We start from the raw sequence: 12,704 nt of genomic DNA, 5'->3' as shown, positions 1-12,704 counted from the left end.
ATTAAACGTGTACCAAAGTACCCTCAGATTCACCTTGCACTACGCGCATGAGTGCGCCTGGCTTCAGAATCGAAAACACTTTGATTGGTAACTTGCGATCACGACACAATGCAAATGCAGTTGCATCCATCACTTGTAAGTTTTTGATGATTGCTTCATCAAAAGTAATAGTCTTGTAAAGCGTAGCTGTTGGATCCTTCACTGGATCCGCACTATAGATACCATCAACCTTAGTGGCCTTAAGCATGACATCAACGCCCATCTCAGCACCACGCAAAGCAGCCGCAGTATCAGTGGTAAAGAATGGGTTACCTGTACCAGCAGCAAAAATGACGACCTTACCTTCGCTCATCGCACGAATAGCACGCGGACGAATGTAAGGCTCAACTACTTGATCCATGCGGAGTGCGGATTGCACCCGTGCCTCAACCCCTTTTTGTCGCAATGCATCTTGCAAAGCAAGGGAATTCATCATAGTCGCCAACATACCCATGTAGTCTGCAGTAGCGCGATCCATACCTGCAGCGCCTCCAGCAACTCCTCGGAAGATATTTCCGCCACCAATCACGATTGCCAATTCCACACCACTACTGACTACCTGAGCGATTTCTGAAACCATGGAATCGATAGTGACTGGATTGATGCCAAAAGCATCATCTCCCATCAGGGCTTCACCAGATAATTTGAGGAGGACACGTTTGTAGGCTGGCATGTTTTTATTTTTCCGTAATTTGCCAAGTAATTTGCTTACTTAGCTTATTGATCTTTAAGCACTTTTTAATATCTCCGCCAAATTATAAAGGGCTTGAGAAAGATCAAACAAAAGGGCATAGAAACTCAGGTTTCTATGCCCTTTTGGGGTAATACAGGCCATCTGGGGTGAACCCCAAAACAGCTATTTAAGCAGTAGCTTTAGAGGCAGCAGCTACCTGAGCAGCAACTTCAGCCGCAAAGTCGTCTTGACGCTTCTCAATGCCCTCGCCTACAACAAACATGGTGAAGCCCTTTATTGTTGTATTTGCAGCTTTGAGCATTTGCTCAACAGTTTGCTTATCGTTTTTCACGAAAGTTTGGTTCAATAAAGAAACCTCTTTGAGGTATTTCTGAATTGAGCCTTCAACCATCTTTGCAACGATCTCTGGTGGTTTGCCAGATTCAGCAGCTTTTTGAACAGCAACGCTACGCTCAATCGCAATAGATTCAGCAGGAACATCGGCTGTAGATAGAGCCACTGGCTTCATCGCAGCAATATGCATTGCTACGTCTTTAGCGGCAGTCTCATCACCTTCGAACTCAACCATCACACCAATACGTGTGCCATGGAGGTAAGAAACCAACTTACTGCTACCAGCAAAGCGCTTGAAGCGACGTGGCATGATGTTCTCGCCGATCTTACCGATCAATGCGCTACGAACTTCATCAACAGTTTGACCATTCATTGGCAATGCCAACAAAGCAGCGACGTCAGCAGGGTTTTTTTCAGCAACCAACTTCACGCACTCGTTTGTAAACGCCAAGAAGTCATCGTTCTTAGAAACGAAATCAGTTTCACAGTTCACTTCAAGCAAAGCACCGGTAGTTCCATTGATAGTTGAAGCAACGATACCTTCAGCAGTTACACGAGAAGCAGCTTTACCAGCTTTGCTACCCAGTTTTACACGCAGAATTTCTTCTGCGCGTGCCATATCACCATCAGCCTCGGTCAATGCTTTTTTGCACTCCATCATTGGAGCATCAGTTTTGGCGCGTAACTCGCCAACCATTGCAGCGGTAATAGCGGCCATTATTCAGCTTTCCCTTCTTCAACAAACTCTTCTTCACCTTCTTTTACAGCGGTCAAGATTTCTTGAACAGAGTTAGCTTTGCCTTCGAGGATTGCATCAGCAATACCACGTGCATAGAGGGTTACAGCCTTGCTTGAGTCATCGTTACCAGGGATGATGTAATCAACACCTTCTGGTGAGTGGTTGGTATCAACAACAGCGATTACTGGAATGCCGAGCTTGTTAGCTTCAGTAATAGCAATCTTGTGGTATCCAACATCCACTACGAAAATCGCATCAGGAACGCCATTCAAATCTTTAATACCACCAAGTGCTTTTTGTAATTTGTCGAGATCACGGTCATTAGTCAAAGCTTCTTTTTTAGAAAGCTTTTCCCAGTCGCCAGCTTCTTTAGCAACTTCCATATCCTTCAAGCGCTTGAGGGAACCTTTAACAGTTTTGAAGTTGGTGAGTGTGCCACCCAACCAACGGCTGTCGATGTAAGGCATACCAGCACGAGTTGCTTCTTCAGCAATGATCTCGCGTGATTGACGCTTAGTACCAACAAATAAAATCGTGCCACGATTAGCAGCAACTTGTTTTGCGAATTTCAGGGAGTCCTGAAACATTGGCAATGTTTTTTCCAAGTTGATGATGTGGATCTTATTGCGATGACCGAAAATAAATGGGGCCATCTTTGGGGACCAGAAGCGCGTTTGGTGACCAAAATGGCAACCGGCTTCCAGCATTTGACGCATAGTTACTGACATAACTTCTCCTAAGGGTTGGTTCTAAAGTTGAGTCCTAGCTGCGCTAAAAAACGCCACCCTGGAAGGCTCAACTCGCGATTTCAAGTCCAAAATAGACCTGAGACCAAAATTATAGCTTAAATATCAATGCTCTAGCTAGCCCAACCCCAGATTCGGCGTAGGGTAACGGACGTAAAAATACCCTTGGGGACCCTTCAAAGGGCAGTGATTGCCTAAATTTTAAGCAATCACGCTCACCCAAAACTGTCCAAGTCGTTGATAATCAAGGCATGAATAGTGTATTTACCGCAGAAAAAGACATCCTTGGGATGCGAGAAGCTGGCCGCTTAGCCAGTGAAGTTTTGGATCATGTGGCACCCCACGTCAAACCTGGAGTCACCACTGGCGAATTAGACCGCATTTGCCACGAATACATGCGTGATGTTCAAAAAACTATTCCGGCCCCACTTAACTATCAGCCCCCAGGCTACCCCCCATTCCCCGCCTCAATTTGCACCTCTGTAAATGATGTGATCTGCCATGGCATTCCTGGTGACAAAGTTTTAAAAGCTGGTGATGTGGTGAATTTAGATATCACCGTCATTACTCCTGATGGCTACTACGGCGATACGAGTCGTATGTTTATGGTGGGTGAAGTTTCGGTCATGGCAAAACGTCTTACCCAAATCACTTATGAATGTATGTGGCTTGGTATTGCCCAGGTCAAACCTGGCGCATCTCTTGGCGATATTGGTCACGTCATTCAAACGCATGCTGAAAAAGCAGGCTACTCAGTTGTTCGAGAATATTGCGGCCATGGAATTGGAAAAGTATTTCATCAAGACCCACAAATTCTTCACTATGGAAAACCTGGCACCGGTGAAAAGCTTGTAGCCGGGATGACTTTCACAATCGAACCCATGATTAATGCTGGTAAGCGAGATATTCGTACGATGCCTGATCAATGGACTGTAAAAACCAAGGATCGCAGCTTATCCGCTCAGTGGGAACACACCTTGCTCGTTACGCAAACCGGCGTGGAGGTTTTAACCTGGTCAGAAGGCAGTAACCCGCCGCCTGATTGTGTCCAAGGTCTTTCTTTCAGGCCAGCACTAGCAAGCGCCTAAATCCATGAGTGATTTGCAGCAAGCGCCAAACAAGATCACCGATGCAGCAAGTCTGCGCGCTGCAAGAGAAATTGCATACACTGAGTTTAAAAAAACCCAAGCTGTTGGCAAACTCACCAAGCAGTTAAGCAAAGTCACAGATCAGCTTCTCATCCAGATCTGGAATGATTGCGGCTTAAATAATGACGCTACTTTAGTTGCAGTTGGCGGATACGGTAGAAGCGCATTATTTCCTTATTCAGATATTGATATTCTGGTTTTGCTGCCTGCCGAAGAGGATTTAGCACGAGCAGTATCAAAAAAGGTTGAGCAGTATGTTGCTAGCTGCTGGGACACTGGTCTAGAGATAGCATCTTCCGTAAGGACGGTGGCTGAATGCATATCAGAGTCAGAGCAAGATATTACGGTACGAACTTCTTTACTTGAAGCTCGCTTTTTGTGCGGTAAAAAACAACTCTTTAAAGAATTTGCCAAAGCTTTCGAAGGCGCCATGGATCCTAAGGCTTTCTTCCAAGCTAAATTAGCAGAACAAATACAACGTCACTATAAATATCAGAACACGCCCTATTCCCTAGAGCCTAATTGCAAAGAGAGTCCTGGTGGATTACGTGATCTACAAGTCATTTCCTGGGTCAGCAAAGCAGCACTACTGGGTAATACTTTTAAGGATCTCAATGAAGCAGGTTTAGTTACCCAACGGGAGTTAACTGAGCTCAACCGTAATCAGCGTTTTCTAGAGACACTCAGAGCTAATCTCCACCTACTAGCCGGAAGAAGGCAAGATGTTTTAGTCTTTGATTTACAAACTGCCTTAGCGAAAACGATGGGTATCGAGCAAGAATCATCGCGCGAAGCCAGTGAGGCAATCATGCGTCGCTACTACTGGGCAGCTAAAGCCGTGACCCAGTTAAATGACGTACTTTTACAAAATATTGAAGCACTTCTCTTTCCTCAAGAGTCGAAAACGACTCACCCTATTCCCGGTGAAGGTAATGAGCATTTTATTGAGCGGCAAGGTGTTTTGGATATTACCGACCCCCAGCTTTACCAAAAACATCCCGATCAGATTCTGCGCACCTTTTTAGTATTTGCCCAAACATCCAATGTCAAGAGTCTTTCGGCAACTATTTTTAGAGCGCTTTATAACGTGCGCCAAAAGATGGATAGTAAATGGCGTGCTGACCCTGTAAATAAAGCGCTCTTTATGGAGCTACTCAAACAGCCAGAAGGCGTAAGCCGCGCATTCCACCTGATGAATCGTAGCAGCGTCTTGGGTCGCTACCTCCCTGCCTTTAGAAGAATTGTTGGTCAGATGCAGCATGACTTATTTCATGTATACACAGTTGATCAGCACATCTTGATGGTATTGAGAAATGTGCGTCGCTTCATGGTGGTTGAACATACCCATGAATTTCCATACTGCAGTAGTCTGATTGCCCACTTTGAAAAACCTTGGCTACTGGTTATTGCGGCACTCTTTCATGACATTGCCAAAGGACGTGGCGGTGATCACTCGCAACTTGGTAAAACAGATATGCGAAAGTTTGCCAAAGACCATAGCTTAGATAAAAAAGATACTGAGTTATTAGTATGGTTAGTTGCTGAGCATCTCAATATGAGTCAGACAGCCCAGAAGCAAGACATTACTGACCCAGATGTGGTTAAAGCATTCGCCAAAAAGGTAGGTGACGAACGTCATCTCACCGCCCTGTATTTGTTAACTGTAGCGGATGTCCGTGGTACCAGCCCTAAGGTCTGGAATGCCTGGAAAGGCAAACTCCTGGAAGATCTCTATCGCGCTACATTACGAGTGTTAGGTGGCGCTAAACCTGACGCCTCTTCAGAACTCGCACAGCACCAAGAAGAATCGAAAGCAAAATTGCGTCTCTATGGCATTAATGACGAGGCTTATGAGGACCTGTGGAAACAGTTAGATGTCGCCTTCTTCTTGAGGCAAGATTCATCTGACATTGCCTGGTTAACTCGCCATCTCTATAACAAAGTAAATAGTGAGCAACCTATAGTGCGTGCAAGGCTGTCACCCATTGGTGAAGGCTTACAAGTTGCTGTGTACGTTAAGGACCAAGAAGATCTTTTTGCCAGAATTTGCGCCTACTTTGAAAAACATGGGTTCTCTATCTGGGATGCACGTATTCACACAACTCGTCATGGTTACGCTTTGGATACCTTCCAAATCTCTGGTAGTAACTTAGTAGATGAGGGCGGCAGCTATCGCGACATCATTCAACTGGTGGAGTTTGAGTTAAGCGCTGCTTTAACGAATGCCGATCCATTACCTAATCCAAGCATGGGTCGCCTATCGAGACAATCGCGCACCTTTCCGATCCAGCCACGCGTCCATATGGTTCCTGATGAACGCGGCAGATATTACACGCTCGCACTATCTGCCAGCGACCGCACCGGCCTGCTTTACACCATCTCTAGAGTGCTAGCGAAACATCAAGTATCGATCCATACTGCACGAATCAATACGCTTGGTGAGCGAGTGGAAGACGTGTTGCTGCTTGATGCAGCGAACCTAGGTAAGAATCCAAAACTCCAGATCCAGCTAGAAACGGAGTTGCTTGAAGCCTTAGGAGCCTAGCTTAACCAAGGCCCTTCGAATGCGGGCGCTTTGCACTTGTTCAAAAGAAAACCAATCGAAAGCAATATCCTCTGGAGATTTCTCCTCTCCAATGAGCTTTAGGCGATAAAGGAGGTCTATATGTAAATGAGCATCTTCGCCCTTCTGGGGATTGGCAGGGATTTCATGAATATCGATATCTAACGGATCAAGGCCGCTCGAGTCCAAAAGGCACCTAAAACCAGTTTCTTCATATACCTCGCGAATAGCCGCCTCAAAAGGTGACTCACCTTCATCAATGTGGCCACCAGGTTGAAACCAGGATTTGATATGGGGATGGAAGATGAGTAACACTTTGTTATCTTTAATAACTAAACCGCTTGCAGTAATGTGGCCGACTTGATTGGATCGAGAGTAAGGATTACCAGATTGCATAATCAACTCTAAAGTGGAACTTATATTTTGATTGCCCATAATTTATTAACCCAAAAAATATGAGCTTATCGAGCATACTGAAAAAGGAATACCTGAAACTATTGTCAGAAATGGATTACTCCACTCCTTACTGCAGGCAAAGTTGCCTGAAGACAGTTCAGGCTGAAAACCCCACAGGAAAGTCCTAAGACTTAGTTATATAAAAGCCATCTCTTGATGAGACTGCTCATACTTGCCCATCCAAGCTAGGCCTGCAGCAGTGTTCTTGAGAGGCTTGTATTCACAACCAATCCATCCCTTGTAGCCGATCTTATCCAAGAATCCAAATAGGAAGTCATAGTTAATTTCACCAGTGCCAGGCTCATTACGTCCCGGATTGTCTGCTAACTGAATATGTCCAATTCTGGACAAGTATTTTTGCATGGTGTTTGCTAACTCACCCTCCATGCGCTGTGCATGATAGATGTCATATTGCAAGAAGAGGTTATCTGCACCTACTTCATCCATGATTTCAATTGCTTGCTGGGTTCTGGATAAATAGAACCCAGGGATATCGAAGGTATTAATAGGCTCGATTAGGAGATTCAGATTGGCTTTTTTTAACTTTTCTGCTGCATACCTTAAATTGCCGACAAAAGTATCGCGCAGTGTTTGAGCATCAACGCCAGCGGGCGCCTTACCTGCCAAACAATTTAACTGTCCAACATTTAAAAAGGTGGCGTATTCAATAGCCTTATCTACTCCAGCACGAAACTCTGCTACGCGGTCAGGATGACATGCAATACCTCTCTCGCCTGCATCCCAATCGCCAGCTGGTAAATTATGCAAAACCAACTTTAGAGCATAAGTATCTAAGCAAGACTTAATTTCTTCTTTGGAAAATGCATAAGGGAATAAAAACTCGACAGCCTTAAAGCCACCAACCCGAGCAAGCGCAAAGCGGTTTAAGAATGCATCCTCCGTGAAGAGCATGCTGAGGTTAGCTGAGAAACGAGGCATTCAATATTCCCTATTTATGGATCAATTAAGACTGCAGTACTGCTACTGGTGCATCTTCGATAGATTTGGCGACAGGCTCAAATTCATTCACGCTGTCAATCTCTGCACCCATCGCAATATTGGTAACTCGCTCAAGGATGACCTCTACGACTACCGGCACTCTAAATTCAGCGATCCATGCCTCTGCTTGAGCAATTGCTGGAGCCAATTGATCTTCGCGCTCTACTCGAATTGCTTTGCAACCAAGGCCCTCAACCACTTTCACGTGATCTACGCCGTAGCCCTTCACAATGCCAGCACTTTCCGGAATATTGACGTTATCAAAGGCTAATTGCACGCAGTAATCCATCTCAAATCCACGCTGCGCTTGACGGATCAAGCCAAGGTAACTGTTGTTTACTAAGATTTGGATGAAAGGTAATTTAAATTGCGCACCAACGGCAAGCTCTTCAATCATGAATTGGAAGTCATAGTCGCCTGAGAGCGCAACAATCTTACGAGTCGGATCAGCAGCGCGTACACCTAAAGCAGCTGGCACTGTCCAGCCTAACGGGCCAGCTTGTCCACAGTTAATCCAATGACGTGGCTTAAATACCTTCAAGAACTGAGCGCCGGCAATCTGTGACAAGCCAATCGTGCTCACATAAGTTACATCTTCACCAAATGTCTGAACCATCTCTTGATAAACGCGCTGCGGCTTCATTGGAGACTCGTTGAAGTTTGTCTTGCGCTGATAGTCGATAGAATTTTTTCTACCCAAGCACTCGGCTGCCCACTCTGATCTATCTTTGAGCTTGCCAGCTTTTTTCATCTCTGTCGCAACTTCAATGAAAAGATCTAGTGCAGCTTTCGCATCGGACACGATACCAAAGTCAGGAGTAAAGATTCTGCCAATTTGGGTGGGCTCAATATCAACGTGGATAAACTTGCGGCCTTTACAGTAAACCTCAGTTGAACCAGTATGACGATTCGCCCAACGGTTACCGATACCCAGAACAAAATCACTAGCTAACATGGTGGCGTTACCATAGCGATGTGATGTTTGCAAACCGACCATACCGGCCATCAAAGGATGGCTATCAGGGATTGAGCCCCAGCCCATCAATGTTGGGATAACAGGAATACCAGCAATTTCTGCAAACTGAACCAACTGATCTGAAGCGTCAGAATTAATCACGCCACCACCAGAAACAATTAATGGACGCTCTGATTCATTGAGCATTTCCAGCGCTCTTTCAATTTGCTTGCGAGTTGCCTGTGGTTTATAGGCAGGCAATGGCTCATAGGTATCGATATCAAATTCAATCTCTGCCATCTGTACATCAATTGGCAAATCGATCAAAACTGGACCCGGACGACCTGAGCGCATTAAATGAAATGCTTGCTGAAAAACTCGGGGAACTAATGCTGGCTCAAGAACAGTAACAGCCATCTTGGTTAAAGGTTTAGCGATCGAGGCAATGTCCACCGCTTGGAAATCTTCCTTATGCAACTTAGCGCGTGGTGCTTGGCCAGTAATACATAAAATTGGAATGCTATCAGCCTGTGCAGAATACAAGCCGGTAATCATGTCTGTGCCGCCTGGGCCTGAGGTACCAATACATACGCCGATATTTCCTGGGGCAGCTCTGGTATAGCCCTCTGCCATATGAGAGGCGCCCTCTACGTGCCTTGCTAATACGTGAGCAATCGACTGACGCTCGCGCATTTGGGCATATAAGGGATTAATTGCAGCTCCTGGTACGCCAAAGGCTTGAGTAACGCCTTCTTTTTCCATCACCAACACTGCTGCCATTGCTGCCTTCATCTTTGCCATGAATCATCTCCTCGTATAGATATGGACGAATCATCCTCAAATTCATCCCTATTGAGAACCTCACCAAATCTATATCTAGTATTCCGCCATGGAATAGTGTAAAAATCATGTATCGCCACTGGAAAAACCCCTGAATGGATCGCGTACAAGGCATATCCCTCTTTATTCGAGTAGTGGAAACGGGCTCATTTAGCAAAGCTGCTGAAGACCTTGGCATTACTCAGCCTACTGCCACTAAATTTGTTGCCTCGATGGAGAAGCGCCTGGGGGCATTATTGCTGCATCGCAGCACGCGCGGAGTGACCCCTACCGAAATCGGGAAGATTTATTACGAAAAGTGCAAGTTGATTGCCCGTGAGATTGAAGAAGCTGATGACATTGCCTCATTAATGCAATCAAAAGTGCGTGGGAAGTTAACAATAAGCTCCTCTGTTGCTTTTGGACGTCGGGTTCTAACGCCTTCGATTCTCGAATTTATGTCTCAACATCCAGAACTAGAAGTCAATCTCAATATGGATGATCGATATATCAATCTAGTTGAACAAGGTGTTGATTTGGCAATCCGCATGAGGCGACTGCCTGACTCTTCTCTAGGTTCCAGATTTTTGGGGACTAATCCCTGGGTCTTGGTAGCTACCCCACAATATCTGAACGATCATTCCGTACCCCAGGCACCGGAAGATATTCAGCGACACCGGGCACTCATCTATTCCACCGTTCAGGCTGACCATCGCTGGAATTTCACCGGTAAATCAGGCCAGTCGGAATCTATTGAGGTGAAAGGACCATTCACGTCCAACAACCTCTCGTCGATCTTATCTGCCGCAAGAGCCGGCATGGGCTTAGCTGCCCTGCCCTCTTACGTGGCTCATCAGTCCATCAAAGATGGGATATTGAAACCCATCCTTGAAGATTGGTCCTTACCAAGCCAAGAAATTCATGCAGTGTTCTCATCCCCCAAGCACGTGCCGACTAAAGTGGGTCGATGCATTGATTGGCTTCAAGGCCAATTTAAAGGGGAGTGGTGGAAGGGATTGCCCGCAGCAAAGTCTGAATAAAAAAATCCCGTCACGAAGACGGGAAAACACAACATAGAACTACAGGACTTCTTTGGAACTAGTGCTCGAGAGCAAGTTCGGGTAGCGCTAATCTACCTTGTGAGGTTTGAACCTTGGTATTTAATAGCTTCGTCAAGGCAAATACTGTACTTAAACAAGGCATTGGCGTCTTGGTGATGTGTCCAAGCTCAATCACAGAGCCAAGCAAGGCATCAATTTCTAAACTATTGCCAGCCTCAAGATCCTGAAGCATCGATGTTTTATGCTTGCCGACCTTTTCCGCTCCAGAAATTCGTCTCTCAATATCTACTCGAAATACAACACCCAACTTTTCGGCAATAGTTTGCGCCTCTTGCATCATGCAGCGCGCTAAATCTTTAGTCAGAGGATTTTTGCAAATTCCCTCTAGATGCTCATGGGTGAGTGCACTAATCGGATTAAAAGTCATATTGCCCCAAAGCTTGAGCCAAATTTCTGAGCGAATGTCTTCCAAGATCGGAGACTTAAAGCCAGCATCAGCCATGACCTGAGAAATTTTTTGAATACGTTCAGACTGAGAACCGTCAAGCTCACCCAATGGGAAACGATTACCCTCAACGTGACGGATAACACCTGGGGATTCAGCATAAGTAGCTGGGTACACAACGCAACCGATCACATTGCGTGGATTAATTTTATTCATAATCTGCCCACCAGCATCTACCGTCTCTACTGGCAAGTCTTCAAATTGGCCCGGCAGATTTTGGAAATACCACCAAGGAATACCGTTCTGCATTGGGATAACAACCGTCTCAGGACCAACGATGCTTGCTAAGTCATCGACGATAGGCTCAATTTGATGCGCTTTAACGGCCAAGATGACAACATCTGGTGTGCCAGCATCACGAATTTTCTCTACTGCGGTGACGCGAGCAACAATCGGACGAGGCTCGTCTTCCATAAAAAGGGTTATGCCATTTTTATGGATGGCCTCTAAGGTTTTACCTCTAGCCACAACCGTTACTTGATTTCCTGCTCTAGCTAACCTAGCGGCTAAATAACCACCAATTGCTCCACCACCCCCAATGACGCAGATTTTCATACAGCCCCCTCAGAAATAAAAAAATTAGATTAGGGGCATCTTCCGCAAAGTCTTCAGCGTTGTGAATACCAGGGATGCAATATGACATATTCCTATAAGGAATATGTGCGCTTTTACTAGCTAGGAATCACTCCACAACTTTCCTGCAGTTGCCCAGTCGGACTTTTTGACATCCTGATAGATCACATCAACTGATGCTGCAGTGCAACCCATAATGTTTACCGCAGCCTCTGTAATGGCCTTGGCATATTCGCGCTTCACGTCATCGCTACGACCCTCAAATAATTGCACCTGAATTAATGGCATTCTTTTCTCCTCTTAGCTAGCTAACAAAATTCTTTGATACGCAGGCCATTCAAGCTGACCCTCTTCATCACCATCACTACAAAGCTGTTTATAAGTTAATTCGAAAATCTTTTGAGATGGGCGGATCAAATCTGTACTAGATCCTGATAAAACTTGGATCTTGCAGGCTTTATCTAAAACATCCATCAGATAAAAGGCTTGTTGCACAGACGATCCACACACAATGCTCCCATGATTATGCAAAAGGATTGCTTTTTTATGGCCTAAACTTTTCACTAAATCCGCTTGCTCATCAGAAGATAGCGCCAGGCCTTGATAGTGGTGATAAGCCATATCTTCATAAAAACGCAATGCATGCTGTGAAATTGGTAAAAGACCTTGAGTTTGGGCTGATACAGCGATTACTGAATCTACATGCAGATGCAATACACACTTGGCATCTGGGCGTGCAGCATGGACTGCGCCATGGATTGCAAATCCCGTCTGATTTACAGGCCCCTCTCCTGCCAATATCTGACACTGAAGATTTACCTTCACTAAATTTTGCGGAGTGACTTCATTAAATCGCAAACCAAATCGATTCAGCAGATAGGCGCCATCTTCGCCTGGGACTGAAGCTGAAATATGCGTATAAATACCATCATCCCAATTTTTTAAACACGCCAATTGATAAGCAGTGGCTAAATCAATTCGAACCTGCTTCTCCTGATCGGAAATAGGACCTAAGCTAACCCAGTGTTCTGAATTGAGATGGAATGTTTGCTTTAGTGAGTTCATATCAAATGC

11 protein-coding genes and 1 pseudogene are annotated in these 12,704 nt (G+C 45.3%); 3 read left to right on the top strand and 9 right to left on the bottom strand.

Going from position 1 to position 12,704, the window contains the following annotated elements; all coding sequences use genetic code 11:
- Position 1 precedes the first annotated feature (1 nt).
- The 3 genes from pyrH to rpsB form a co-directional block, all read right to left on the bottom strand.
- Positions 2-712, bottom strand: a complete 711-nt coding sequence (pyrH, locus tag B6A14_RS05925; RefSeq protein ID WP_087909531.1) for a UMP kinase — start codon at positions 710-712, stop codon at positions 2-4.
- A 187-nt stretch (positions 713-899) separates the two neighbouring features.
- Positions 900-1,784: a translation elongation factor Ts gene (gene tsf, locus B6A14_RS05920; protein WP_087909530.1), complete on the bottom strand. Its 885-nt coding sequence runs from the start codon at positions 1,782-1,784 to the stop codon at positions 900-902.
- Positions 1,784-2,533, bottom strand: coding sequence for a 30S ribosomal protein S2 (rpsB, locus tag B6A14_RS05915; RefSeq protein ID WP_087909529.1), 750 nt, complete (start codon positions 2,531-2,533; stop codon positions 1,784-1,786). Before rpsB ends, tsf begins: the two co-directional genes overlap by 1 nt.
- A gap of 254 nt (positions 2,534-2,787) precedes the next feature.
- Here rpsB and map point away from each other — a divergent pair.
- Positions 2,788-3,639 (top strand): annotated as a pseudogene (gene map, locus B6A14_RS05910) (type I methionyl aminopeptidase); the annotation flags it as partial.
- 4 nt (positions 3,640-3,643) lie between these two features.
- Positions 3,644-6,244, top strand: coding sequence for a [protein-PII] uridylyltransferase (locus tag B6A14_RS05905; protein ID WP_087909527.1), 2,601 nt, complete (start codon positions 3,644-3,646; stop codon positions 6,242-6,244).
- Here the strand turns inward: B6A14_RS05905 and B6A14_RS05900 are convergent.
- The 3 genes from B6A14_RS05900 to gcl all read right to left on the bottom strand — a co-directional run bounded on the left by B6A14_RS05900 (position 6,233) and on the right by gcl (position 9,473).
- Positions 6,233-6,658 carry an NUDIX hydrolase gene (locus tag B6A14_RS05900; protein WP_236635674.1) on the bottom strand — a complete coding sequence of 142 codons (426 nt, stop codon included), beginning with the start codon at positions 6,656-6,658 and terminating at the stop codon, positions 6,233-6,235. The genes B6A14_RS05905 and B6A14_RS05900 overlap by 12 nt on opposite strands.
- 195 nt (positions 6,659-6,853) lie before the next feature.
- A complete protein-coding gene (hyi, locus tag B6A14_RS05895; RefSeq protein WP_087909525.1) occupies positions 6,854-7,657 on the bottom strand; it encodes a hydroxypyruvate isomerase in 804 nt (267 codons plus the stop codon).
- Positions 7,658-7,682: 25 nt separating this feature from the next.
- Complete coding sequence (gene gcl / locus B6A14_RS05890) at positions 7,683-9,473, bottom strand: glyoxylate carboligase (protein ID WP_087909524.1); 1,791 nt, start codon at positions 9,471-9,473, stop codon at positions 7,683-7,685.
- A gap of 134 nt (positions 9,474-9,607) precedes the next feature.
- Here gcl and B6A14_RS05885 point away from each other — a divergent pair, with 134 nt between their 5' ends.
- Positions 9,608-10,531, top strand: coding sequence for a LysR family transcriptional regulator (locus B6A14_RS05885; protein ID WP_087909523.1), 924 nt, complete (start codon positions 9,608-9,610; stop codon positions 10,529-10,531).
- Positions 10,532-10,589: 58 nt separating this feature from the next.
- Here B6A14_RS05885 and B6A14_RS05880 read toward each other — a convergent pair whose 3' ends face one another.
- The 3 genes from B6A14_RS05880 to B6A14_RS05870 form a co-directional block, all read right to left on the bottom strand.
- On the bottom strand, positions 10,590-11,612 hold the full coding sequence (locus B6A14_RS05880; protein WP_087909522.1) for a 2-dehydropantoate 2-reductase: 1,023 nt from the start codon (positions 11,610-11,612) through the stop codon (positions 10,590-10,592).
- Positions 11,613-11,732: 120 nt separating this feature from the next.
- A complete protein-coding gene (locus tag B6A14_RS05875) occupies positions 11,733-11,918 on the bottom strand; it encodes a 4-oxalocrotonate tautomerase (protein WP_087909521.1) in 186 nt (61 codons plus the stop codon).
- A gap of 12 nt (positions 11,919-11,930) precedes the next feature.
- Positions 11,931-12,695, bottom strand: coding sequence for a class II aldolase/adducin family protein (locus B6A14_RS05870; RefSeq protein ID WP_087909520.1), 765 nt, complete (start codon positions 12,693-12,695; stop codon positions 11,931-11,933).
- Positions 12,696-12,704: the final 9 nt, after the last annotated feature.

This window comes from Polynucleobacter hirudinilacicola, assembly GCF_002192535.1.
GTDB classification, from domain to species: Bacteria; Pseudomonadota; Gammaproteobacteria; order Burkholderiales; family Burkholderiaceae; genus Polynucleobacter; species Polynucleobacter hirudinilacicola.
Note: the sequence above shows the minus strand (reverse complement) of the source record. Positions and strands in the feature narration are given on the sequence as shown.

Coding starts and splice junctions, on each gene's coding strand:
- B6A14_RS05900 (WP_236635674.1), bottom strand. CDS start 6,658: ATGCAATCTGGTAATCCTTACTCTCGATCCAATCAAGTCGGCCACATT.
- gcl (WP_087909524.1), bottom strand. CDS start 9,473: ATGGCAAAGATGAAGGCAGCAATGGCAGCAGTGTTGGTGATGGAAAAA.
- pyrH (WP_087909531.1), bottom strand. CDS start 712: ATGCCAGCCTACAAACGTGTCCTCCTCAAATTATCTGGTGAAGCCCTG.
- rpsB (WP_087909529.1), bottom strand. CDS start 2,533: ATGTCAGTAACTATGCGTCAAATGCTGGAAGCCGGTTGCCATTTTGGT.
- hyi (WP_087909525.1), bottom strand. CDS start 7,657: ATGCCTCGTTTCTCAGCTAACCTCAGCATGCTCTTCACGGAGGATGCA.
- tsf (WP_087909530.1), bottom strand. CDS start 1,784: ATGGCCGCTATTACCGCTGCAATGGTTGGCGAGTTACGCGCCAAAACT.
- B6A14_RS05880 (WP_087909522.1), bottom strand. CDS start 11,612: ATGAAAATCTGCGTCATTGGGGGTGGTGGAGCAATTGGTGGTTATTTA.
- B6A14_RS05875 (WP_087909521.1), bottom strand. CDS start 11,918: ATGCCATTAATTCAGGTGCAATTATTTGAGGGTCGTAGCGATGACGTG.
- B6A14_RS05905 (WP_087909527.1), top strand. CDS start 3,644: ATGAGTGATTTGCAGCAAGCGCCAAACAAGATCACCGATGCAGCAAGT.
- B6A14_RS05870 (WP_087909520.1), bottom strand. CDS start 12,695: ATGAACTCACTAAAGCAAACATTCCATCTCAATTCAGAACACTGGGTT.
- B6A14_RS05885 (WP_087909523.1), top strand. CDS start 9,608: ATGGATCGCGTACAAGGCATATCCCTCTTTATTCGAGTAGTGGAAACG.